29 protein-coding genes are annotated in these 23,414 nt (G+C 61.8%); 17 read left to right on the forward strand and 12 right to left on the reverse strand.

What is annotated here, in order from left to right:
• Positions 1-6: 6 nt before the first annotated feature.
• Genes trbK-alt through B015_RS0120520 form a run of 6 tightly spaced genes read left to right on the forward strand, consistent with a single transcriptional unit; the run spans position 7 to position 4,950 of the window.
• A complete protein-coding gene (trbK-alt, locus tag B015_RS0120495) occupies positions 7-396 on the forward strand; it encodes a putative entry exclusion protein TrbK-alt (RefSeq protein WP_018429606.1) in 390 nt (129 codons plus the stop codon).
• 4 nt (positions 397-400) lie between these two features.
• Positions 401-1,765, forward strand: coding sequence for a P-type conjugative transfer protein TrbL (trbL, locus tag B015_RS0120500; RefSeq protein ID WP_018429607.1), 1,365 nt, complete (start codon positions 401-403; stop codon positions 1,763-1,765).
• Positions 1,765-2,448 (forward strand): conjugal transfer protein TrbF, encoded by a 684-nt coding sequence (gene trbF, locus B015_RS0120505; RefSeq protein WP_018429608.1) that lies wholly within the window; start codon positions 1,765-1,767, stop codon positions 2,446-2,448. The genes trbL and trbF overlap by 1 nt, the downstream gene beginning before the upstream one ends.
• Entirely contained in the window at positions 2,445-3,494 is a 1,050-nt protein-coding gene (gene trbG / locus B015_RS0120510; RefSeq protein WP_011191356.1) for a P-type conjugative transfer protein TrbG, read from the forward strand. The genes trbF and trbG overlap by 4 nt, the downstream gene beginning before the upstream one ends.
• Positions 3,491-4,711 carry a TrbI/VirB10 family protein gene (locus B015_RS0120515; protein WP_018429610.1) on the forward strand — a complete coding sequence of 407 codons (1,221 nt, stop codon included), beginning with the start codon at positions 3,491-3,493 and terminating at the stop codon, positions 4,709-4,711. Before trbG ends, B015_RS0120515 begins: the two co-directional genes overlap by 4 nt.
• A 2-nt stretch (positions 4,712-4,713) precedes the next feature.
• A complete protein-coding gene (locus B015_RS0120520) occupies positions 4,714-4,950 on the forward strand; it encodes a DUF2274 domain-containing protein (protein ID WP_026227538.1) in 237 nt (78 codons plus the stop codon).
• Here the strand turns inward: B015_RS0120520 and B015_RS0120525 are convergent.
• Positions 4,947-5,843, reverse strand: a complete 897-nt coding sequence (locus B015_RS0120525) for a LysR family transcriptional regulator (protein ID WP_018429612.1) — start codon at positions 5,841-5,843, stop codon at positions 4,947-4,949. The genes B015_RS0120520 and B015_RS0120525 overlap by 4 nt on opposite strands.
• A gap of 256 nt (positions 5,844-6,099) precedes the next feature.
• Between B015_RS0120525 and B015_RS0120530 the strand changes: the two genes are divergently transcribed.
• Together B015_RS0120530 and B015_RS0120535 are read left to right on the forward strand one after the other, a co-directional pair.
• Positions 6,100-6,633, forward strand: coding sequence for a MarR family transcriptional regulator (locus B015_RS0120530; protein WP_004357616.1), 534 nt, complete (start codon positions 6,100-6,102; stop codon positions 6,631-6,633).
• Between the two features lie 26 nt (positions 6,634-6,659).
• Positions 6,660-7,619, forward strand: coding sequence for a YeeE/YedE thiosulfate transporter family protein (locus B015_RS0120535; protein ID WP_004099025.1), 960 nt, complete (start codon positions 6,660-6,662; stop codon positions 7,617-7,619).
• Between the two features lie 38 nt (positions 7,620-7,657).
• On the opposite strand, the gene B015_RS0120540 is transcribed toward B015_RS0120535, so the two are convergent.
• Complete coding sequence (locus B015_RS0120540) at positions 7,658-8,056, reverse strand: DUF6314 family protein (RefSeq protein ID WP_018429613.1); 399 nt, start codon at positions 8,054-8,056, stop codon at positions 7,658-7,660.
• 58 nt (positions 8,057-8,114) lie between these two features.
• A complete protein-coding gene (locus tag B015_RS0120545; protein ID WP_018429614.1) occupies positions 8,115-8,603 on the reverse strand; it encodes a DUF417 family protein in 489 nt (162 codons plus the stop codon).
• A 750-nt stretch (positions 8,604-9,353) separates the two neighbouring features.
• Here B015_RS0120545 and B015_RS0120555 point away from each other — a divergent pair.
• Entirely contained in the window at positions 9,354-9,848 is a 495-nt protein-coding gene (locus B015_RS0120555; RefSeq protein ID WP_004099028.1) for a MarR family winged helix-turn-helix transcriptional regulator, read from the forward strand.
• A 396-nt stretch (positions 9,849-10,244) separates the two neighbouring features.
• Here B015_RS0120555 and B015_RS0120560 read toward each other — a convergent pair whose 3' ends face one another.
• From B015_RS0120560 to B015_RS0120570, 3 genes are read right to left on the reverse strand one after another with little or no spacing between them, the layout of a single operon-like run.
• On the reverse strand, positions 10,245-11,270 hold the full coding sequence (locus B015_RS0120560) for a zinc-binding alcohol dehydrogenase family protein (protein WP_040456337.1): 1,026 nt from the start codon (positions 11,268-11,270) through the stop codon (positions 10,245-10,247).
• Complete coding sequence (msrA, locus tag B015_RS0120565; protein ID WP_081623570.1) at positions 11,248-11,832, reverse strand: peptide-methionine (S)-S-oxide reductase MsrA; 585 nt, start codon at positions 11,830-11,832, stop codon at positions 11,248-11,250. The genes B015_RS0120560 and msrA (B015_RS0120565) overlap by 23 nt, the downstream gene beginning before the upstream one ends.
• A gap of 32 nt (positions 11,833-11,864) precedes the next feature.
• On the reverse strand, positions 11,865-13,097 hold the full coding sequence (locus B015_RS0120570) for a bifunctional alpha/beta hydrolase/OsmC family protein (protein WP_018429618.1): 1,233 nt from the start codon (positions 13,095-13,097) through the stop codon (positions 11,865-11,867).
• 228 nt (positions 13,098-13,325) lie between these two features.
• Between B015_RS0120570 and B015_RS0120575 the strand changes: the two genes are divergently transcribed.
• The 8 genes from B015_RS0120575 to B015_RS0120610 all read left to right on the forward strand — a co-directional run bounded on the left by B015_RS0120575 (position 13,326) and on the right by B015_RS0120610 (position 18,846).
• Positions 13,326-14,201, forward strand: coding sequence for a LysR family transcriptional regulator (locus B015_RS0120575; protein ID WP_018429619.1), 876 nt, complete (start codon positions 13,326-13,328; stop codon positions 14,199-14,201).
• A gap of 146 nt (positions 14,202-14,347) precedes the next feature.
• Positions 14,348-14,791, forward strand: coding sequence for a peptide-methionine (R)-S-oxide reductase MsrB (gene msrB / locus B015_RS0120580; RefSeq protein WP_004099035.1), 444 nt, complete (start codon positions 14,348-14,350; stop codon positions 14,789-14,791).
• Position 14,792: 1 nt separating this feature from the next.
• Complete coding sequence (msrA, locus tag B015_RS0120585; RefSeq protein WP_026227541.1) at positions 14,793-15,332, forward strand: peptide-methionine (S)-S-oxide reductase MsrA; 540 nt, start codon at positions 14,793-14,795, stop codon at positions 15,330-15,332.
• A 132-nt stretch (positions 15,333-15,464) separates the two neighbouring features.
• A complete protein-coding gene (locus tag B015_RS0120590; protein ID WP_026227542.1) occupies positions 15,465-16,169 on the forward strand; it encodes a glutathione S-transferase N-terminal domain-containing protein in 705 nt (234 codons plus the stop codon).
• Positions 16,166-17,134 (forward strand): magnesium and cobalt transport protein CorA, encoded by a 969-nt coding sequence (locus B015_RS0120595; RefSeq protein WP_018429622.1) that lies wholly within the window; start codon positions 16,166-16,168, stop codon positions 17,132-17,134. Before B015_RS0120590 ends, B015_RS0120595 begins: the two co-directional genes overlap by 4 nt.
• 61 nt (positions 17,135-17,195) lie before the next feature.
• Complete coding sequence (locus B015_RS0120600) at positions 17,196-17,801, forward strand: hypothetical protein (protein ID WP_245262225.1); 606 nt, start codon at positions 17,196-17,198, stop codon at positions 17,799-17,801.
• Positions 17,802-17,888: 87 nt separating this feature from the next.
• Positions 17,889-18,338, forward strand: a complete 450-nt coding sequence (locus B015_RS0120605) for a hypothetical protein (protein WP_018429624.1) — start codon at positions 17,889-17,891, stop codon at positions 18,336-18,338.
• Positions 18,339-18,417: 79 nt separating this feature from the next.
• Positions 18,418-18,846: a RidA family protein gene (locus B015_RS0120610; protein WP_018429625.1), complete on the forward strand. Its 429-nt coding sequence runs from the start codon at positions 18,418-18,420 to the stop codon at positions 18,844-18,846.
• 30 nt (positions 18,847-18,876) lie between these two features.
• Here B015_RS0120610 and B015_RS0120615 read toward each other — a convergent pair whose 3' ends face one another.
• From B015_RS0120615 to B015_RS0120640, 6 genes are all read right to left on the reverse strand, one after another.
• On the reverse strand, positions 18,877-20,148 hold the full coding sequence (locus B015_RS0120615; RefSeq protein ID WP_018429626.1) for an MFS transporter: 1,272 nt from the start codon (positions 20,146-20,148) through the stop codon (positions 18,877-18,879).
• 8 nt (positions 20,149-20,156) lie between these two features.
• Positions 20,157-20,648: a DM13 domain-containing protein gene (locus B015_RS0120620; RefSeq protein WP_018429627.1), complete on the reverse strand. Its 492-nt coding sequence runs from the start codon at positions 20,646-20,648 to the stop codon at positions 20,157-20,159.
• Positions 20,649-20,651: 3 nt separating this feature from the next.
• Complete coding sequence (locus B015_RS33905) at positions 20,652-21,122, reverse strand: thiol-disulfide isomerase (protein ID WP_026227543.1); 471 nt, start codon at positions 21,120-21,122, stop codon at positions 20,652-20,654.
• 150 nt (positions 21,123-21,272) lie between these two features.
• Positions 21,273-21,563: a DUF1330 domain-containing protein gene (locus B015_RS0120630; RefSeq protein ID WP_018429630.1), complete on the reverse strand. Its 291-nt coding sequence runs from the start codon at positions 21,561-21,563 to the stop codon at positions 21,273-21,275.
• 62 nt (positions 21,564-21,625) lie between these two features.
• Entirely contained in the window at positions 21,626-22,057 is a 432-nt protein-coding gene (locus B015_RS0120635) for a heme-binding protein (protein WP_018429631.1), read from the reverse strand.
• A 73-nt stretch (positions 22,058-22,130) separates the two neighbouring features.
• Positions 22,131-23,144, reverse strand: a complete 1,014-nt coding sequence (locus B015_RS0120640) for a zinc-binding alcohol dehydrogenase family protein (protein WP_018429632.1) — start codon at positions 23,142-23,144, stop codon at positions 22,131-22,133.
• Positions 23,145-23,414 lie beyond the last annotated feature (270 nt).

Here is a 23,414-nt window from a genome sequence, read left to right on the forward strand (position 1 = left end):
GCGGCTATGGACGGCAAGATGCTGGCCCGGCTTGGCGCTGTCGTGTTCGTGGCCGTCGCGATCACTGCGACCGCGATCGAGATGAACCGGAAAGAGGAAGTGCGGGAGGCGTGGCCGTCCAACCGTACCACCGAAGCGCGGGGCGATCCGTTGCGCAACGAGCTGATCCGCTGCCAGGTGCTCGGCGAAGCGGGATCGAGGGATCCGGCGTGCCTTCGGGCCTGGGCCGAAAACCGCAACCGTTTCCTCGCGCCCGGCGCGCGACCTGCCGAGCGGTTGCCGGACATGCCGCCAGCGCCGCGAAACACTCTCACACCCCAATCGGACCGCACCGATCAGCCGGCCTTCGAGCCCGCCGCACCGATCGCGCCGCCGCAGCTCGACGAGGCGAGATAACATCATGGGCGGCACCGGCGTCATCGACCATTTCCTTGAGGTCTTCACCCGCTACATCGACAGCGGCTTCGGCCTGCTCAGCGGCGAAGTCGCCTTCATCGCCACCACCCTGATCGTCATCGACGTGACACTGGCGGCGCTGTTCTGGAGCTGGGGCGCCGACGACGACATCATGGCCCGCCTGGTGAAGAAGACGCTGTTCGTCGGCGTGTTCGCCTACATCATCGGCAATTGGAACAACCTCGCCCGGATCATTTTCGAGAGCTTCGCCGGCCTCGGCCTGAAGGCCAGCGGCACCGGGTTCACCACGGCCGACCTCTTGCGCCCTGGAAAGGTCGCTCAGACCGGGCTCGACGCCGGACGGCCGCTGCTCGATTCCATCTCCAGCCTCATGGGCTACTGGTCGTTCTTCGAGAACTTCATCCAGATCGCCTGCATGTTCCTGGCCTGGGCGCTGGTGCTTCTCGCCTTCTTCATCCTCGCCATCCAGCTCTTCGTCACGCTCATCGAATTCAAGCTGACGACGCTCGCGGGCTTCGTGCTGATCCCCTTCGGCCTGTTCGGCAAATCCGCCTTCATGGCCGAACGCGTCCTCGGCAACGTCATCTCCTCCGGCATCAAGGTGCTGGTGCTCGCCGTCATCATCGGCATCGGCTCGACACTCTTCTCAGAATTCACATCCGGTTTCGGCGGCCAGAACCCGACGATCGACGAGGCGATGGCGATCGTGCTCGCCGCGCTGTCGCTGCTCGGCCTCGGCATCTTCGGGCCTGGTATTGCAAGCGGCATCGTCTCCGGCGGTCCCCAGCTCAGCGCCGGCGCCGCAGTCGGCACTGGCCTGGCCGCAGGCGGCATAGTCGCGCTCGGCGCTGGCGCCGTCGGCGCCGCCGCGTCGAGTGGCGCTGCGCTGGCCGGTGGTGCGGCCGCCGCCGCTCGTGGCGGTGCTGCGATCGCTGGCGGCGCGTCCACCGCTTACAGCCTTGGCGCAGCCGGGCAGTCCGGCGCGGCCGGCGTCGCTTCCGGTCTCGGCGGGGTCGCCCGTGCCGGCGGCAGCGCCGCCGTCTCGCCCCTGCGCCGCGCCGCATCGCGTGCCGCTGAAAGCATGCGCTCAAGCTTCAACGCTGGCGGCAAGGCCGCCTTCGAGGCGACAGGCGGCACTTCCACCATGGGCTCGATCGGCGGTGACGCGGCCGGTGATGGCGCCGCTGCCGCGGGTTCCACAAACGCAGGCGGTCCGCCGGCCTGGGCGCAGCGGATGCGCCGATCCCAGCACATGACCCATGCCGTCCAGGCCACGGCCCATGCCGTCCGCTCAGGTGATGCCCACGGCGGCGGCTCTTCCATCAATCTTTCCGAAGGCGATCGCTGATGTTCAAACGACCCTCTACCCATTATGGCAAGGCCCCCGAGCCCGAGACGCCCTATCAGCGCGCCACCCAGGTCTGGGATGAGCGCATCGGCGCCTCGCGCGTGCAGGCCAAGAACTGGCGGCTGATGGCGTTCGGCTCGCTGATCCTGTCGGCCGGGTTCGCCACCGCGCTCGTCGTGCAGTCAGCACGCGGGACGATCGTACCCTGGGTGGTCCAAGTCGATCGCATCGGTCAGGCGCAGGCCGTCGCGCCCGCCGAGGCCGACTATCGTCCGACCGATCCGCAGATTGCCTTCCACCTGGCGCGCTTCATCGAGCAGGTCCGGAGCATTCCGGCCGATGCGATCATCGTCCGGCAGAACTGGCTGCGCGCCTACGACTTCACGACTGACCGCGGCGCCATGGCGCTCAATGACTACGCCCGCTCCAACGACCCCTTTACACGGGTCGGCCGGCAGCAGGTCGCTGTCGACGTCTCCAGCGTCATCCGCGCGTCCCCGGACAGCTTCCGCGTCGCCTGGGTCGAGCGCCGATACGAAAATGGCCAGCTCGCCGAGACCACGCGCTGGACCGCGATCCTGACGATCGTCGTGCAGATCCCCCGAAACGCCGACCGGCTCAGGGCGAACCCGCTCGGCATCTACGTCAACGCCATCAACTGGTCACGGGAGCTTGGGCAATGAAGCCGTATTTCCGTAAAGCCGGAAACCCGGCTTCACACACACACGTACTCCCGGCTCTCCGTAGAGCCGCATTCCCGGTCGTTCTGCTAGCGGCGACCGCGCTCGCGGGCTGCGCGACCACCAATCCGCCGCCGGAGATTTCCTACGACAATGCGGCTCCGGCGGTGCAGACCGTCGATCCACCCGCGCCGGTCACCGTGGTCGAGCTGCCCCGGCCGCTGCCGCTGCCTGGCCAATTGCAGCGTGTGGAGGAGACGCGGCGTGCCCCGGAGCCTTCTAATCCGACCGCTCGCGTCAACCAGGCAAACGAGGCGGCACGAGTCCAGCCGGTGCGCGACGGCTTCATTAACTCGATGCAGGTCTACCCGTGGACTCAAGGGGCGCTTTATCAAGTCTATACCGCCGTCGGGCAGATCACCGACATCGCGCTCCAACCCGGGGAGCAGCTTGTCGGCGCAGGCCCGGTGGCCGCCGGCGACACAGTGCGCTGGATCATCGGCGACACCGAGAGCGGATCGGGGGCAACGCGCCAGATCCACATCCTAGTAAAGCCCACCCGCGCCGACCTGATGACAAACCTCGTCATCAACACCAACATGCGCACCTATCACATGGAGCTGCGCTCGACAGAGCGCACCTATATGGCGTCGGTCTCATGGCAGTATCCGCAAGACCAGCTCATTGCGCTGCGCCGTCAGAACGCCGAGGCGCAGGCGGCCCAGCCGGTGGCGAGCGGCGTCGATCTCGCGAACGTCAACTTCCGCTATGCGATCGAGGGCGACCGTGCGCCGTGGCGGCCGCTGCGCGCCTTCGACGACGGACGCCAGGTCTTTATCGAGTTTCCGCGCGGCATCGGTCAGGGCGAGATGCCGCCACTCTTCGTCGTCGGCCCCGAGGGCAACACCTCTGAGCTCGTGAACTATCGCGTTCGCGGCCACCACATGATCGTTGATCGTCTGTTCGCGGCTGCCGAACTTCGCTTCGGCTCCGGCCGCGAGCAGAAGCGCGTCAGGATCGTCCGCACAGACGGGAGGCCGACCTCGTGAGCGAGAACCCGCCCCGGATTGAGGAAGTGCCGGACGACGATGCGCAGCCCCTGACCGGCGAGCCGGTCGGGCCTGCGCCGATGCGGCTGCGGGCCGAACCGCCCCGCGTCACCCGGTTGTCGCGGAAGGTTCTCGCCGGCCTCGGTCTTGTCGCCAGCGTCGGGCTCGGAGGTGCTCTGATCTACGCGCTTCAGACCCGCGACGCCGGTCGGCCGAACGACGAACTCTATTCGACCGAGAACCGCTCGACCGCTGACGGACTGGCCGGCCTGCCGCGAGATTACAGTGGCGTGCCACAGCTCGGTCCCCCTCTTCCCGGTGACCTCGGCCGGCCGATCCTTAGTACCCAGGATCGCGGACAGCCGGTGCCCACACCCGGGACGGCCACGCCCAATCCCGGCATCAGCCCGGAAGAGCAGCGCCGCCTTCAGGAAATCGAGACCGCGCGCACCAGCCGTCTCTTCTCCGGATCGGAAAGCCGGGGCACACCCGCTGCTGCGGGAGCTGCCCCAGCGCTCGCGCCGGTGCCGGATTTGGCGAGCATTGGCCTCGCTCCGCCGCCCGCCACGCCCTCGGCGCAGGACCGGCAGAACGCGTTTCTGAACGCCGCGGCCGATCGCAGGACGGTTGCGCCCGATCGCGTCGCTGCGCCAGTATCGCCGAACGTCCTTCAGGCGGGAGCAGTGATATCCGCGGCGCTGATCACCGGCATCCGATCCGATCTACCCGGCCAGATCACCGCGCAGGTCACCGAAAACATCTACGACAGCCCAACCGGCCGTATCTTGCTTGTGCCGCAAGGCACTCGTGTGGTCGGGCAGTACGACAACAACGTGCAGTTCGGCCAGAGCCGAGTCCTGCTCGTCTGGACTCGGCTCGTCTTCCCGAACGGGCGCTCGATCGTTCTCGAGCGCCAGCCTGGTGCTGACGCTGAAGGGTTCGCCGGGCTTCAGGATGGCGTCGATTACCATTGGTGGGATCTGGCCAAGGCTGCGGGATTGTCGACACTGCTGAGCGTCGGCGCCGAACTCGCGGTCGACAACGACGATCGGCTCGTTCAGGCGATCCGGAACGGTGGGCAGGACACCATCAACGACGCAGGGCAGCAGATTGTGAGGCGTCAGCTCAACGTCGCGCCCACGATCACTATTCGGCCCGGATTTCCCGTGCGCGTTATCGTGACGCGAGACTTGGTACTGGAGCCATATGGAGGGTGATGATGTCGAAGCTTAAGCTAGGCCCCATCGCGGACGACAAGCCGCTTAAGGTACAGGTCGAGCTACCTGCAGCTCTCCACCAGGACCTTGTTGACTACGCCCACCTATTGGGCCGAGAGCAAGGTCAGTCCGCTGTTGACCCAGCTCGGTTAATCGTCCCGATGTTACAACGGTTCATCGCGACAGACCGTGGCTTCGCCAAAGCCAGGCGAACGTTGACGCCGGGGAGCGCCGATTAATCCGTGGTCCCCGCTCTAGAGGGGGTGTCGAAACACTTCAGCAGCAGCGGCAGAGTCGGGTTGTCGTTGTCACTGGAAGAAATTATAGCGGCCGTCGGCGCCCGCGCCGATGGGAGCGGGATCAACGCGATATCCGGCCGGTAGATCACGCTGGTGATGGTCAAGCCGAAGCCCTGTTCGACCATCGTCAGCAGGGTTTCTCGGCTGACTTGTTGGATCGAGAGTTGAACCGCTCCGTCTCCGGCGCCCACCATGCGCCGGAGTATGCCAGCGAGCTCACGCCCAGCGCCATCCGAGCGAACGAGGAAGACTTCGTCACAAATGTCCTCCCACGACAGCTCTGGCCGTGCTGCCAACTCGTGAAGCGGGGACAATGCCACGAACAGATCTGGTTCGCAGAGACGTCGAACTTGGAACTGAGGACTTTTGCTCGCACTCAGGCTGATTGCTGCGTCCAGTAATCCGCGCTTCACCCCCAAAGAGTTTTCTTCTGAAGTGCCTTCCTCAAGCTTTACCTCGATCGTCGGATGTCGATTTCTGAATGCCGCGAGAATGTCGATGATCGGGCACGCCGGAAACGCTTCGAGCATTCCAAACCTCACGAGCCCGGTCTTGAGTTTCCGCGCGGAGCGGATCTCCGTTGCGGCGTTACGAAGGTAGCGCGCTCCCACCACCGCTTGTTGAAGGAAGCGCTCACCTTCTGGAGTCAGCCCTGCCCCCGCTCGCGTACGCTTGAAGAGAGAAAAGCCAAGTTGGCGCTCAAACAGCTGCACACGTCGGCTGACGGTGGATTGCGATATCGATAGGCGCTCCGCCGCTCGGCGGAAGCTGCCGGCCTCGGCGACCTGAACGGCGTACTTCAGGTATCGGAGATCAAGAGTCAGGTCGGGCATGAGACCCGTCCGATCATACCGGCGGTCTCATCGGCGAACCGCCTGCGCCCGGTGAGCGGCACCCATGCACGTCCACTTTCATCGAGCCCACCCCCGCTAGCGCCTGGGGAACGAGCACGTCCGTTGATCTCAGATGTGGAATCCGAGCTGAGCCCCTCAATGAGCATGACCATGTCCGAATCTGTCATAGATGCATGCGGCGGTCATACATTTTCACACGCTTGAAGTCTATGCGCGAAGCATATATTCTTGCGGTATGGAGCCTGAGGTCGCCAAGTACCATTTAGGTGCACTCGCGTTGGCGGTTGCAGACAGCATCGCCAGTGTCTCGGCCTCGTTTTCACCAAGCGGCCCGGGGACCGCCGTGATGGTGTTACTCAGCATGGAGCCCGGACTGCCGATCAGCGTTTTGGCTACCTCGATTGGGCTTTCTCATGCCGGGACGGTGCGATTGATCGATAGGCTCGAGCGCGAACAGTTGGTGGAACGACGAAGACAAATCACCGACAGGCGGGCGCGCTTCATTCACCTCACCAATTCGGGGAAGAAGATAACGGACGCCTTGCTCAAGGCACGGGAGCAGGTGATCTCCGAATGTATTTCGCCCCTGTCGCCCAATGACCTCGACATTCTAGGCATGCTGTCGGAGCGGCTCCTTGTGGCAAACGGCTTCGACAAAGATGGCTCGGTCAGCCTTTGCCATCTGTGCGGCTACAGCAGGATCGCGCCTTCCCGTGGTAAAGCTAAGCCGGGGCGCTCGCCACGCTGGAACGTGGCATCAGAAGGCTGACGATATGATCAGGCAGGCTTGATATAATGGGATCGTTTGCGCTCGAACTTCTTCTATGCGTACTTGCCTTCGGGTTCGGATATGCGGCGAACCAAGGCGGAACCTGTTTAGTGGTGGCCGCTCATGAGTTACACAGAAGACAGCCGCCGAAAATGTTCGTCGGATTTCTCGCAGCGTCGGCAGCGGCAGGCCTGGTTGCGGTCCCGATAGTCTGGACGGGAACACTGGGCGCAACACTCGCACCCTCGACCAGCATCAATTTCCTCCTGCTCATCGGCGCCATCGCCTTCGGCCTCGGCGCACTCATTAATGACACATGCCTGCTCGGATCGCTGGCGCGGCTTGGGGATGGGGAGATGCGACTTCTAGCTCTGCCCTTGGGATTAACGATTGGTATCTTGGCTGCCGACCATGGCAGGTTCGGCTACGATTCAACATGGCCAAGCTTAATCTCCAAACCGAGCGCAACAGGCCTCGTTACTCTCCTAGCCTTCCTAGTTGTGCTCGTGCTGGCACTCGTTTTCGTTTCCACGAAGAGCGTTCTGCGAACAAAGCCGGGTTGGTCGTTCGGCGCTTCGATGATTGGACTCGGTATCACTGGCGGACTTCTATATGCACTCTCGCCGGCCTGGACCTTCGCAGACGTGATTCAACGCGCCCTTCCTCTCAGAATGTCGCCGGCCGGCGAGGTCGCGCTCACTGCGGTGATCTCTTCGATCGCAGGCGCCCTAACCGCCTCCTTTCGCCAAGGCAATCTGCGTCTCCAACTGCCGACAGCCAATGGCATTCTGCGATCTGTCGTCGGCGGCACATTGATGGGTATCGGCATCGCGCTCATACCCGGCGGGAATGATGGGTTGATCCTCGCAGCGGTTCCGACTCTTTCACCTGGTGGGATAGTCGCCTACCTTCTGATGACGACGACAATCGTCTTCGGATTTGCAGCGCGTGGTAAGTTATTCCGGCGCTGCCTTTCACGGCCATGATAAGGGCAACAGAGGACTTGCCCTCCTGACATGAGCATTTATCCCGACCGGGAATATCGGCTGACTAGCTCGTATGCCTTTGCAGGCCCTTGGACCATGATGACCACTTCAAAGGCCGCCGGCCCCAGAATCCTGTAGGTTGCATGGTAGGTGTCGTCTCCGCAGGCATAGACACCACTCGCTTCCAACCCGGTATCCGTCCGCGAGAAACTCAAGCTGAGGAACTGCGTCCCGATATGAGGTCCGTCTGCGAACTCGACGACAACACTGTCCTCGCTCAAGCGATAGCGATACTGCCGGCACGTGGAGAATACTCTGCCATCTGCCAGTGTGAGAATGCCGCTCTCTCGATAAGCGAGCGCGCCTTCGCCGAAACGGGCGAAGACCGCGTCGCCATGCAGCTGAGCGCCTCCGGGCTCGATATCGCGACGGAGCATCCGTGCCCCGCGGAGGTTCTGCAGGATTTGCACGCCCGCCGTCACGAGAGGACCACAGTCACGAGGGCACAAGCGCCCCTCTGTGGCGGACCGAAGCACGCAGCAGCACGAGGGACGCCGCTAGCAGAACTGCGTCCTTCAGTAGAAACTGCCCTGGTGCAGCCGAAATCGCAGGAAAGCCGCCGGCAGTCTGCTCCGCGACACCTGGAGTGGTGATGAAAAAGGTCAGCGTGATCAGATAGGTCGCTGCTGACATTAGTGCGCCTAGCGCAGAGAAGAGTGGACGAAATGCACCAAGGATCAGAACGAGACCGGTCGATAACTCGATAACGCCGATGAAATAGCTTTGCCCCTGCGTCCCGAACATGCCGAGCCAATTCATGATCGGGCTGTGTTCGATAAACGGGGCGATACCATAGGCCTCGTACGCTGTGAACTTCATCGCGCCGAACCACAGAAATACGATCACGAGAGCCCATCTAAGCAGGCCAAGATCCCTCCGACCGTGCTCGGGGACAAGAAATTCATAACGGTCGAAAATGCTCATCTAAAATTCCTCAACAGTGGTCCCGTGGGAACGTCACGAACGTCGTCTACGTGCTTCGGGCAGGCGTAGCAGTATATGCGCGACGCATATACTAATAAGCGAGATATGTCGAGCGGCTGGCTCGCGCTTCGCTGCCTCACGAAGCCATCCTCATCGGCGATGCCTTTACCCAGCAAACGCGCGACCTTTGCGGGATTTTGACTTGATGGGGCTGGCGCTCCCGGTGGGCCTATAGCCCGTTGGCAAACGTCCAGCCTGTACGGATGGACGCGGCCCTGGACGAGATAACCATGCCGGCCGAAATCGTAGCAGCGATCGCCGCAATCCCCGACGTCGTGGAGCACGGACTGTTCCTCAATGGGATTGATACAATCGTGATCGCGCGCGGTGACACGATGGAAGTGCGACGCCGGGGGCAAGCTAGGTCTCGCTGATCTGCACCTGCGCGGCCTGGATGACAGCGCTGACGCGGAGTGATTCTCGGGCGCGACCTACGGCGATTCCGAGCGAAAAGGCTTGCCCTATAGCCGCCAGGTATCAACGGTTCCGCGGCCTTAACGAGCCGGACCCGTTTTTTTCGGCGCGCTCGATCAGTCGAAATCCTCCGAAACCCTTTTAAAACAGGACATTTTCCACAAGCCGCGCGGAGGAAGAGGACCACGGTATGGCTTGCTGTCTATGCTCCGCGCACATATAGATGTGGCAATGGATGGACCTCGAGATCGAAACATTTTCGGGGCGTTCGCACTCATGATCAGCGACGACATCGTTCGCGCTAGTTCATCGCGGGCGCCGGAAGCTGGACCCGCCGCCTCAGCGCTGGCGTTGCTCGCGCACAAGCCCGGGCTCTCGATCCGTATGCTTGCGATCGGGGTGGGCCTTTCACATGCTGGAACTGTTCGCCTGGTGGATAGATTGGTAAGCGAGGGATTGATCGAGCGTAGGGAGCATTCGACAGACGGGCGCGCACGATCCCTCTATCTTACTCCAACTGGCAAGGTCGCGAGCGACGAGGTCCTGGCCTCGCGCGATCAAGTGATTGCCGAAGGGCTATCGATCCTTAATCCAGACGAACTGAAAACCTTATCGGACATCGCTGAACGCGTTCTCCGAAATCGCTTGGAAAACCTCGAGCAGTCATACCGCATCTGCCGCTTGTGCTGCTACGAGGGCTGCACGAACTGCCCCGTCGATGCCGAATTGCATGAGCGAGGTGTGGACCGCGAGAAGAACGACGACGCGTAGGAGACTCGCAATTGCGGCAGCTCAACGCTGCTCAGATGGCGGGGCTTCATAATGTCAGCGAGCCTACCATCAGCCGCATTCTTTTGGCTACGCGTCAAGCCGGCCGATCGGGCATGGCGGTCTCATTCTAATATGTCGGTGATCGCCCCACTTTTAGCCGCTCAATTGATCGGAACGCGGTTTCGGAAGCGGCCGTTCAAACCACTCGCTGCATTCCCATTTCTCTATGTCCGATAGGTAGTTTCGGGGAAAAGCAGTCGGGAACAGGTTTCGGGAACGCATGCTCCGGCAGGAGCGCAGCGCGCGTCCCAAGCGCGTTTTCCCGGTAGAGCTTCCCAATCGGCAAAGTGCGGGCCACCTCAGACTGCGAACGCGAAAAACCGCCTGGCTGGTCACTCAAGGCAGGGTAACGACGATTTTCGCTGCGGATACACCCGCCTTCAGGGCTTCCAAGGCAGCCTGGAGCATTTCAAGGCCCTGGCCCACGATCTTCGCCGGAGGGGCGGGGACGAACGTGCGCGCCGCGAGAGCCTGCGGCAGGAATTCGCGGTAGATCATTGGACCAACCTCGTCATCCTTGAGGCTCGTCCCGGAGATGTGCGTCGCCTCGACTCCAAATGGACGCTCGTCGGGCGGGGCCAGCGTCGCTGCCACCCGGCGCGAGCCCTCGCATCTCGCAACTACGGCAAAACAGTCTTTCATGTGACCGGTCGCGTGAAGCGTTCCAGCGAGACTGCGCCCGCGCATTGCCTCAATCACGTCTTCCACGATGGCTGGACTCGAGTGGTCAAGAACCTCGCTTGCACCCAGCTCCTTCAACAGGCCGGCGTTGCGCGCCGAAGCGGTGGCGACGCACCTGTAGCCCGACGCCACCGCGAGCTGGATGGCGTTGCAGCCAACGCTCGACGATCCACCCCAGACCAGAACGACCTCTGGACGCGCGGTCGGCGAGTGTAACGGTGGCGCGAGAGCCAACTGTGTCCGTCCGTAGAGCCCGCTTGCGGCGGTGCCAAGGCCAAGCGGGAGGACTGCCGCATCAGCGAAGGCCATGTTGTTGGGGATCGGCGCCGCCATGTGGTCCAGCACGATCGTGTGGTGCTGGAACGCACCCTGCGCAGGTTGATTTACGGTTGTCCCGACCGCCTGTCCGATGACTCGATCGCCGACCTTGAACCGCTCGACCGCGCCACCGACCGCCGCGACCTCACCGGAGACGTCGCTGCCGAGAATCGCGGGATAGTCGAGCCATGGCAAAAGCGCGACGTCCTGCAGAATCCAGTCGAGTGGGTTGATCGCGATGGCCGCGTTGCGGATCAATATCTCGTTCGCCGCCAGATGCGGCAGAGCGGTGACACCAATCCTCAGTGGCTGCCCCGGCGCTTTCTGCCAGGCGGCCTGATTAGTCACGGTTTCGGTCATCATCAACTCTTTCTGTCAAGTATACAGCTGGGCGTTCGTCTGAGCGGTCCAACCGCCAGGTCGGGCGCACGAAGTGGCAGCTATAGCCCCCAGGATAGCGCACCAGGTATTCTTGGTGCTCTGGCTCCGCCTCCCAAAAGGGTTCTTCTGGGTTGATCTCCGACACGACCGGGCCAGGCCAGCTTCCTGATGCCTCGATTTCCGCGATGGTTGTGAGGGCGACTTCCTTCTGCACTTCGGTGGTGTAGAAAATCGCCGATCGATAGCTCGGACCGACATCGCTGCCTTGTTGCTCGTAGGTCGTGGGGTCATGGATCTGGAAGAAGAGTTCCAAGAGCGAGCGATAGGCGAGAACGGAAGGGTCGAAGGTCACTTCCACTGCTTCCGCATGGCCGTAATGTCTCGCGTAGGTCGGATCAGGCATTTCTCCGCCTGTGTAACCGACACGCGTCGAAATGACTCCCCTGGCTCGGCGCAGCAAATCCTCCATGCCCCAGAAGCAGCCGCCTGCGAGAATTGCTCGCTCTGTCGCGGCCGCCCTATTGCCGGTAGGCGATTGGCTCACAGTCCGTTCGCCCTCCTCCGTGTGCGCCACGGTCAAGCCAGCCTCGCGGGATCCGCAGCCTGACTGGCGCTCAAGAGCTCGGTCTGCACGTCCGAACCCCGGATGAGACTCAGATCGACGGGACACCGATCAGCGATCGCGAGGATCCGAGCGCGCTGATCATCACTCAGCGGCCCATCGAGGACAATGGTGCGGGTGAACCGGTCGGGTGGCATCATGTCGGGCACCTTCTCGTGCTGCACGGTCGTGCTCGCCCGTTCGAGCGGAAAGCCCTTGCGGTTCGCATAGAGACGCATCGTCATCACCGTGCAGGCTGCGAGGCCGGCAGATACGAGCTCGTAGGGAGATAGTCCGGTCCCGAGGCCACCGACCGATGCTGGCTCGTCGGCGAACAGAGTGTGCTCGCCGCTGCGGACCTTGAGCTGGAACGTCCCTGCAAGAGTTTCGGTGGCGACGACGCCCTCCGCAACCTCGACCTGCGGAAGATCCGCCGTGAGTGGTGGGAGAAAGCGGCTCGCCCAAACCGCCACCATGGCCGCAGCGTAGTTCGCGTCCGCGACGTCGGTGAGAAGGTGATCCGCGTTGTCGAGCGAGATGAAGCTTTTTGGGTGCCTGGACGCGACGAAGATGCGCGACGCGTGGTCGATGCCGACCACCTGATCCAGCGGAGAGTGCATGACCAGCACCGGCCGTCGCAGGGAGGCAATGGCCTTCTCGACGTCGATCCCCTCAACCGCCTCCAGGAACCCTCGGCGAATGAGGAAGGGTCTACCGGCAATCTCCACCGAGGCCTCGCCCTCGCTCGCGATGGTGTCCAGATCATTCGGCCCGAAGAGGCGCAAGATATGCTGAAGGTCGGCCGGCGCACCAATCGTCGCGACCGCCGCAATATCAGGCATGTCGGCGGCGGCTACGATCGCAGCGGTGCCACCTAGGCTGTGCCCGACGAGGAGGGACGGTGACATGCCCGCCGCCGCCATCGCCTTTGCGGCGGCCCGAAGGTCCTCGACGTCCGACGCGAAGTTCACAGGTTCTCCCGTCCCACCGCCGATCCCGGTCCCGGCGAAATCGAACCTCAAGACCCCGATGCCCGCACGCGACAGCGCGCGCGAGATGTGAACTGCGGCGCGACTGTCTTTCCCGCAGGTGAAGCAGTGGGCGAAGATCGCCCAGCCCCGCGGCGTCCCTTCCGGCGGTTCGAGGTGCCCGGAAAGCGGAGAGCCAGCCCCACTGACAAACGTGAATGATTTTTCTGCCATGTCCATCAAACCTCCAGCACGCGGCTTGGCGGTTGCGCTCTCAGCACCTTCGACGGAGCTGAGCGGAGCGCACCGCCAACCGGTAATCGTCATCTCAGGGTATCATTTATATGTCTGGCGCATATAGACAAGCCCCTGCACCATGATTATATGCGCCAAGCATACTTCTGCGACCTGCTTTCCAAAGGCGGTCTCACGGAAGAGGCATCAGTCAGGCGCATGGGCCAAAGGACTATGGAACTCAATCAAGTCGGCTATTTCATCAACTTGGCCGAGACGCTGAATTTCACAGCGGCCGCGCGCTTGAGCGGTGTGTCACAGCCAAGTCTGACCCGCGCGATCCGCCGCTTGGAAGATGAGCTTGGCGGGCCGCTGATCCATCGCGACGGGAAGAACAGCCGCCTGACTGGCCTTGGCCATGACGTCGAGGCAGAATTCCGGCGCATGGTGGTCGCGATGAAGAGCGTTCGCAATCACTCGGAGCACTGGGCGATGGGGGGGCACCGCGTGCTGGATGTCGCCGTCGCGCCCACCGTCGGACCAAAGGAATTTACGGCATTCTTCGAGAGCGCATTGGCGGAGATGCCATCCATCGAAATCAAGCTGCACTCGCTCCAGTCAAACGAGGACACATCGGAGGTGCTTTCAGGAAAATACCACGCGTGCATCATGCCGCGTGAAACAAGACCGGAACGCAAGCTGGATGTGCATCCTCTATTTCGGGAGCGCTTCGTGCTCGGCTGTTCGGCAAACCATCCCTTGGCTGCCAACGAGATCGTGCGCGGCGAAGACCTGCTCGAGTTTCCTTTCGTCGATCGCCTGAAATGCGAGTTTCGCGATCGGATCCTCGATCACTTCGCGCGACGGGACTTGCTCATGCGACCTCGCTTTCGATCAGATCGCGAGGACTGGGTGCAACGGGTCGTCGCTGACGGCCACGCCATATGCATTCTTCCGGAACGATCGGCCACCGTGCAAGGCCTCGTCACTCGGCCGATCGACGGATTTGTCTTGGAGCGCGAAGTCGTGATCGCGACAGTATCCGGCTCCACGGCAACGGTCGAGATACGGAACATCGCGCAGCTGGCAGCCCGATACGAGTGGAACTGAATCACGACGTGAAGAGCTTCGGCGCTATGGAAACTATACGCGCAGCGTATTGGATAAATCTGAGGCGCACTGCGATAGTCGGCGCAATGACTGCAAAGATAGATGACAGTGTGTCTGGCTCTCTAGATTAAGTATTGGAGACTATCATGAAGTTTGAGAAGTCGCAGGCAGCAGTTGACCGCCTGACCCCCGAGCAACGCCGGATTACCCAGGATTCGGGGACCGAAAGGCCCTTCACGGGTGAGCACAACGACAACAAGGAGCCTGGCATCTACGTCGACATAGTGTCGGGAGAGCCGCTGTTCGCTTCAACGGACAAGTTCGATTCGGGTACTGGCTGGCCCAGCTTCACCAAGCCGATCGTTCCGGCAAACGTGAACGAGGTGCGGGACAGCGCACACGGCATGGTCCGGACGGAGGTCAGGTCGGTACACGCCGACAGCCATCTGGGCCACGTGTTCCCGGACGGTCCTTCCGACCGCGGCGGTCTGCGCTACTGCATCAACTCTGCGTCCCTTCGCTTCATCCCGCGCGACGAGATGGAGTCCGAGGGATACGGTGAATATCTCGATCAAGTAGAGGAGGCTTAACATGCATCAGCGCGCTGTTCTCGCAGGAGGATGTTTCTGGGGCATGCAGGATCTGATCCGCAAGCGGCCCGGCATCATCTCGACCCGTGTGGGTTACACGGGCGGCGATATTCCGAACGCCACGTATCGTAATCACGGCACGCATGCCGAGGGGATCGAGATTGTCTTCGACCCGACAGTGACGAGCTACCGGCACATCCTGGAATTCTTCTTCCAGATCCACGATCCGACGACGCTGAACCGCCAGGGTAATGATCGTGGGCTCTCCTACCGGTCGGGCATCTATTATGTCGACGAGGAGCAGAAGCGCGTCGCCGAGGATACGATCGCCGATGTGGATGCCTCGGGGCTGTGGGATGGCAAAGTGGTGACCGAGGTCCAGCCGGTCGGCGAGTTCTGGGAGGCCGAGCCCGATCACCAGGACTATCTGGAGAAGCGGCCGGGCGGCTACACCTGCCACTTCGTCCGTCCCGACTGGGTTCTTCCAAAGCGGCATGAGGTCGGCGATGTGAGCCCTGCGGCCGGGGCTGCAGCGGAATAGGCTTCGCTGCCGTCAGTGCCGCGCCGATCCGGTTCGCAACCTCCGACGACCGCGTCAATCGACGCGGTCGTCGAACCCGGCCTTGAAGCAGATCATTCCATTCAGCCGCCGTCGCAGTGCCAGGATCCAGATATGACAGACCTCTCCTCCTTTCCCATCACGCAGCGCTGGCCAGCATCTTGTCCGGATCGCTTGCAACTATACGCGGCCCCCACGCCCAACGGCGTCAAGGTCTCGATGATGCTGGAGGAGACTGGCCTGCCGTATGAGCCCCACTTCGTCGACATCTCGAACAACGAGTCGAAGGATCCAGCGTTCGTGTCGTTGAATCCCAACGGCCGCATACCCGCGATCATCGATCCGGCTGGCCCTGACGGCCAGCCCATTGGCATATGGGAAACCGGTGCGATCCTCATCTATCTGGCCGACAAGACGGGGCAGCTCATCTCAACAACACCCGCCCAGCGGTACGAGACTCTGGCCTGGGTGTTCTTTCAGGTGTCGGGCGTTGGGCCGACCTTCGGACAGCTAGGCTTTTTCCTGCGATTTGCCGGCAAGGACTATGAGGATAAGCGACCTCGGCAGCGCTTTGTTGATGAATCCAGGCGTCTTCTCGGGGTCCTGGATCACCGGCTGGAGGGCCGCGAATGGATTGTCGATGATTACTCGATCGCGGACATTGCGACGTTTGGCTGGGTGAATGCGCTGGTCGAATTCTACGCAGCGGGCGACATCCTCGGCCTAAGCAGCTATTCGAACGTGCAGGCATGGCTCGAACGCGGGCTGGCGCGACCGGCTGTACAGCGTGGCCTGCGAATTCCTGCGAGGCCTGCATGACCATTATCGCCGCATATTATTACAACGAAGGTAAGCGAGTCCGTGAAATCAGGCTCGATGAGCACGTCGAACTAAACGAGAATCGCTCGGGCTTCTGCTGGATCGCGCTTAGCGAGCCCACCGCAGACGAACTCAGCGCGATCCAGACGACGTATAACCTCCATCCTTTGGCGATCGACAACGCCATGCACCCGCTGTGCCCGCCCAAACTCGAGGTCTACAACGATGAGTTGTACGTCGTCGCCCAGACCGCCGAGCTGGTCGGCGACCGGATCAGCTACGGCAAGATGGCGATCTTCACCGGTCACAATCACCTTATCACCGTGCGGCACGGCAATGCCGGAGCGCTGGGCAAACTTCGGGAGCAACTCGAGGCATCGCCGACGCAGTTCGGCAAGGGTGTCGACTATGTGCTGCACGCGATCTTGCACCGAGTGGTCGACCAGTATCTGCCCATCTTCGAAATGATCGAGGACGACGTCCTGGCGATGGAGCGACGGTCGCTGCACGATTTCCTCGGGCCAGAAGAGGTGGCGCGAATCTTCGAACTAAGGTCCGAACTCACGCGGTTCCAGCGCACGCTCGGGGCTATGGCCGAGCTGGTGCGAAAGCTCGTTCGCGGCCACTTTCCCTGCATCAGCGCCGAAATGACACCATATTTCCACGACGTCGCGGACCATGTCCACCGAGTGCAGTCCATGGTCGACGGCCTCCTGCATGTCCTGTCCACGGTCTTCGAGGCCAGCAGCCTTCTGGAAGCGCAAAGGATCGGTGTGGTCACTCGCCAGCTCGCGGCCTGGGCGGCGATCTTGGCGGTCCCGACGGCGATCGCCGGAATATATGGCATGAACTTCAAGCACATGCCGGAACTGGACACGCCATATGGCTACTTCGTCGTGCTCGGAGTGATAGCGGTGTTCTGCCTTCTCCTGTTCATGCGCTTCAAGAAGGCCAAGTGGCTATGAGTAACGCACTTCGCGAGCTTCTCCGTCCGCCGCCGAGTCACAGCGCGCTTTGTGCGCGAGCGTGTCCAATCCAGTTCAAGATGAAGGTGCTTCCATGACCTCCCAGGTGACCGATGTTCTAGAAGCAGTCCAGTCATTCATCGCCAAAGGCTATGACCGCGAATACCGCGTCAAGGACGGCAATCTCGTCGATCTCGAACTAGGGTCAACCCTCGATGCATGCAGCATTCGCGTCGATGCGGCGTTGCGCCTCGAGAGCGGGGACGACGGCGAAGATGCCTCCAACATCTACGCGATCACCGATCCGGCGACAGAGCATAAAGGCCTGTTGATCGACGCCTTCGACGTGTTCCACGAAATCTGCCCCCGCGACTTGTCCGAGCGCCTTGTGGCGCATCGGGAAACAGCACCGGCAGGTGACCAGGACGCGCCGAGCAAGCACGGACTACGGAAAGTCTACAAGAGCGAGTTTCACAGCGATCCCGAGCGTTACGTTCTGCGCGAAGGCTTTCCAGACTTCCCGCCATGCCCTTTCGGCCAATCCTTCAGCATCCTCGGCTTCGATACCGCCGAGCAGGAATATGTCTGGCTCGTCACGAGCATCATTCGAGATGCTCGGCTGATCAGGGTTCCATACCAGGGCGAAGACGTCATCAGCGACGAATAGCGGTGTCGCTTAGCCGGAAAGGCTGACCTTCCTGGCCCACACATCTGCAGGCTGAACTTTAAGAACATCGAAAATTAGGAGGTGATTATGGACTGGAACAAGGACCACATACGAGAAACTATGCTCTTGCTGGAGACAGCAGCGTTGCACAGCGCTCGCGAAAACTACCTGGACTATGTCTCTACCGCTCGGCTCGATCGGAGCGAACCGATCGAAAACGACGAACTAGCTCAGGCCGAGGTCGCGAGCGACTTCGCTGAAGCGCTCGATGACACGCTCCATGACTACGCCGATAAACTCGAAAAGCTCAGGACGATCGATTTCGGCCCCAAGTTGGCCGTCAACGAAGGCGCTGTCGTCAAGCTGTCCGGCCGCCACTTTGTGATCGCGGTGTCAACGAGCAAGTTTACCTGTCAGGGGCGTGAGCTCATGGGCATTTCCACGATGGCGCCGATCTTCGAAGCGATCGAGGGTGCCCGAGCCGGGGAGACCGTGCAGTTCAACGGCCGGGACCTCACCGTAGAAGACGTGGAATAAAGCCCTCCACCGCAGCCGGCGCGCTAGTGCCGAACGCCCTGCATCTCTTTCTGCATGCATACGGTCACTTGCAGCCGCATTGACCTGGCTCATCAAAGGCAAACTCATGACAACACCTTCATTCTTCATCACCCCCGGATACGGGACGCGCCTGCATGACGCGCTTCATTATTCTCAGGCAATGCGCATTGGTGACCGCGTGGAGATCTCCGGACAGGGCGGATGGAACGACGATCTCGTCATTCCGGAGTCGATTGAGGAAGAGATCGAGCAGGCGTTCAAGAACGTGGAACGGACGCTCGCGACCGCCGGAGCACGCTGGCCGCATGTGGTCCACGTCAATTCCTATCACGTCGGTGGATTCCCTCCCGTGATCAACGAAACAATGGCCAAGCTGTATCGCCACTACATGCCCGACCGCGCTCCAATCTGGACGCAGTTGGGAATCGAAGCGCTGGGGCTTCCAACCATGCGTATCGAAATTCGCGTAACAGCTATCATCGCCTGACCCCGCGGTTCGTGCAGGCGCCGTGCCGCGCTAATCCCGCACGCCCTGCGCCCGCTTCTCCATGCATATCATCGTATCGAGAGATCCGGTTATCATCGGCGTGCTCGGAGAACGGGGGGCCGCCTTGGCCTGGTTGGCGCGCCTCGGCTGCCTGCGGGCGATGGCCAGCACTGCCAGGAGCGTGAGCAACGCCGCCGCATAAAGGAACAGGCCGCCAGGGCCGACGATATTCATTGCAGCTGCTCCTATTAGGGGGCCAGCGGCTGTCCCGATCCCGTTGAGCAACAGAAGCCCGCGCGCGGTGCCGAGTAGCCGACCGGCCGGAAGATCGTCGTTTGCGACGGCGAGACACAACGAATAAATCGGGATGCCAAAGCCGCCGAACAGCGCACCCGCCGCAAGGAGCAGCGGCAGAGGCGCTTCCACCGCCAACGCTACGCCGATGGCAGACGCTGCGGACGCCAGCGCCGCACCGGCGATGACAAGATTCCGGGGCACTCGATCCGAAAGCCAACCGAGTGGCCAATGGAAGGCAAGCGTTCCACCAAGAACCGCAGCCATGAAGGCGGAGATACCGCCCACATCGAGGCCGATGCTCTGGGCGAAGTTCGCGCCCATGCCCCAGAAACCACCGATAGCCAGGCCGGCCAGGAAAGCGCCAGCCGCAGCGAGAGGTGATACGAGGACGAGGTCCCTGAACGCGACCCATTCCTGTTCCACCTGGGCCGGCGGATGACTGGGCAGCAAGGTGATCGGAACCACCGCCGCTGATATCAGCAGCGACACGATGAGGAACAATGTCACGTCGGCGGGCGGTGCGATGTTGAGTAACGCCTGCCCGATTGCCCATGAGCCCATAGAGACAACTCCGAATATCGACAGGAGCTGCCCGCGCGTGGATGGCAATGCGTGGGCGTTGAGCCAACTCTCCGTTGCGAGGATCATGCCCGCGTAGGCGAAGCCGGTAATCAGGCGAAGCGGCATCCAGGCGACCGGCTCCACGAACGCCACATGGAGAAGGGCGGTCATCGAGGCAATGGCCGCGAAGCCGGCGAAGGTTCTGACATGTCCCACGGAGACGATGATCGGTGGCAACACGACCGCGCCGATCGTGAAACCCGCGAAGTAGAAGGACATCATCGCGCTGATCGCGCCGGTCGAGAACCCCTCATGGCCGGCTCTCACGATCAGGAGCGTGCTCAGCAGGCCATTGCCCAGCAGCAGAGCGGCGACGCTCAGCAGCAGCGCCGCCACCGGCGCGAGAACGAGGCCGCGCTTGCCCGCCGACCTCATGGTATCCATCGCCGGGCTCATTCTCGGGCCTGACTTGAGGGTTGATACTCTGCCGCACTGATGAACTGGTCGAATGCTTCACACCAGATGACGACCGTGTTGTAGGCACGGACATCGATGCCGGCAGGCACCTCGACGATGAAGCCGTTGAACGTCTTCACGTCGCCCACGCGGACTGATCTGTCCTTGATCAGGAGAAAGGCCTCCTTCGTGTCGACGAAACGTGGTGCGAGGTAGAGCTTGTAGTCAGGACCAGGGGCGAGGCGCCCGATATGGGCGATACGGTCGCGCGAGACCCGGATCTCGCCTTCCCCCCAGTGAAGCAGGTCGCTGCCTTTGAGATCGCGGGCCAGACGCCCTGCGTAGAGCGTCTCGGCTGAGATGGTCCGCAAGTCCGCCGCGTCCGGGGCCTGGGGGGCGGTCAGGATCGGCAGCGTGTAGACACCGCCCGCGAAGCCCATGGCGAGCATCGCGAGATGGGTGGCAATCAGGATGACCCAGCGCCGCATCGGTTACACCAGCTCCAGTCCCTTCACGAGCTGATCGGCGTCGAGATGGAAGTCCGAGAATACGATGCGGCCGCCAGCGTCCATCACGGAGAACCAGGGCGTTCCCCGCGTGCGGTAGTCCTCCATGAAGGTGGGAAGCGTCGCGCCGGCAGGTGGCTCGTCGTGACCGAACGCGACAGGAAGCGCATACTTGAGCTGGTTCACGCGCAGCTTCTCGAAGGTGTTCTCATCCGCTCCTTCGAAGACGGTCTGGATCACCGCGAAGCCCACGCCCTTGGCGCTCAATGCACCATGCAACCTTTGTAGCGTCGGAAATCCATGCAAATGGCAGCCACGGCACCAGTGCTGGAAGGCGAAGAGAACTTTCGGGCCGGTGCCGAGATCCGACAGCTTGAGCGGCGCGATGCTTTCTCCATCCACGCCAATCCATCTCTGCACCCGCAGCTCGGGGGCTTGTCGTTCGTCGACGCTCATCTGATCCTCCAATTCCGATGCAGAAGTCCGATGAGTGGTCGCGTGTGGCGATGGCACGCGAACCTCACCGCCTTGATCCCCTACAGGTTGTAGGATGCGAGTTCGCCGACCGATACTCGTGGCCAGCGCCGCCGTTCTTCCGTCGGTGCGTCACCGCCGCCCCTCGATGATAAAGGCGCGATAGCGGGAACCGGCAAAACGGTGCGCAGCGATGGTTTGGTAGGCGGGGCTATGATACCAATCACGGGCGGCCTGCATCGTCGGGAACCGCAAAATTACGGCCCCTTCGACGGGTGGCCCCTCCAAATGCTCCATCGCGCCATAAGCGGCGAGAAAGGTTACGTCGTGGCCATCGAACGATGGGCCGACGCCTGCAGAATAGGTTGCGAGTTCTTCCGGATCGGTGGTTTCTTCGCGGGTGAAGACGACGAACGCTTCCATCTTAAAGTCTTTCGTAAGGTCGGATCTGCAGGCCACCGCCGCTGGCGATGGCCTTAAAGTCGTCAGGCTGGCAGCTCGAACCCGATTTTCATGAGTGCCTCGACGCACGCATCCTGATCCTGCTGATAGTTGCCTCCGGAGATGCCGATCCCGCCGATCAACTTCCCGTCTTCCAGGATCGGATAGCCTCCGCCGACAGCGACCATCCGGGGGCGATAGGCCAGCGGCGCCACTTTTGGATCGTTCGAAACATAGTCGTTCCAGACATGGGTCGGGTACCCAAACGAGGCGGAACTCCAAGCCTTGTCGATGGCAACATCGACGGTGAGAAACGGCGCGTCATCAGTGCGCTCGAACGCGCGCAGGTTACCGGTGGCGTCGACGACGGCGACCGCAGCCGGGATGCCGATTGTACGTGCCGCGGCGATCGCAGCATCGATGAGGGCGACGGCGGTTTCGCGGTTGATCGAGGCGGTGGCAATGGATTTCGTCATGGAATTTCCTTCGCCGTGGCATAATCCGTCCGGCGTTCTTGAGGTTAGAAAAGACGTTCGGCGGTGGCAGTCATCAGAAGCCTTCGAGGACAATCTTCCCTCTTGCCGCGCCACTTTCGATCAGTGCGTGCACCGTCTTCAGATTGGCGGCATTAATTGGCGACAATTTTTCCGTTAGCGTCGTGCGAATTTTGCCGTCGTCCACCAGCACCGCCAGCGAATTGAGGATCTTGCCCTGCTCATCCATGTCGGGCGTGCCGTAGAGCGACCGTGTGAACATCAGCTCGTGGTGGATCGACACTGCCTTGCGCTTGAACAGCATGACGTCGAGTGCCTTGGGATCGTCGATGAATCCGAACCGTCCTTGCGGGGCGATCAGTTCGGCGATGTCGGATGCATGCTGCTCGGTATGCGTGGTCGAGAACACGAAAGCGGGAGCGCCGATGTTGAGCTCGGCAATCTGTGGCGCGAGCGGCCGAGAGTGGTCGATGACATGATGAGCCCCAAGCCCTTTAACCCACTCCCGGGTTTCCGGCCGAGAGGCGGTGGAGATGACGATGAGATCCGTGCGCTGTCGCGCGATCTGGATGGCGATCGACCCGACCCCACCCGCACCACCGATGATGAGGATCGCCGGCGCCGCCCCGGGGACGGGCTTCGTCACGTCCAGGCGATCGAACATGGCTTCCCAGGCCGTCAACGTCGTGAGTGGCAGCGCCGCCGCTTCCGCCCAGTCGAGCGACACGGGTTTACGACCGACGATCCGGGCGTCGACGAGATGGAACTCCGCATTGGTGCCGGGCCTTATGAGCGATCCGGCATAATAGACCTCGTCGCCTGGGGCGAATTGCGTCACGTCGGGGCCGACCTCGCGCACGATCCCGGCCGCATCCCATCCCAGCACTTTCCAATCGCCATCAGCGGGCGGCGTGCTGCTGCGGATTTTATAGTCGACCGGGTTGACCGAGACAGCCTTCACCTCAACCAGGATATCGCCTCCTTCAGCGACAGGCCTAGGCAGATCGATGTCGACCAGCGCGGCGTCCTCGGCGATGGGTGCCGGAACCTTATAACCAACGGCTTTCATCAGTGTCTCCAGCTTGCTGTATCCTGAAGTCTGATCGATCAGATTGAAATTTCTTCCGAACTATACTCAGGATTTAAAGATTTCGCGTGTCAGACTATGAAGGTATGCGCGCAGCATTACCAATAGCGGTGCGACATAGTTTCCATACCTCCGAGCCGGATTCGAAAGTTTAGCGAGGATAGCAGTTTATTGCTGTTCGGCGGGTGAGCATCCGGATGGAGGCGATAAGCGCCCAAGCGGTTGAGGAGTCGACCTCTCAGCGGTCGCGTT

Origin of the sequence: Hoeflea sp. 108 (genome assembly GCF_000372965.1) — a bacterium.
Lineage (GTDB): Bacteria > Pseudomonadota > Alphaproteobacteria > Rhizobiales > Rhizobiaceae > Aminobacter.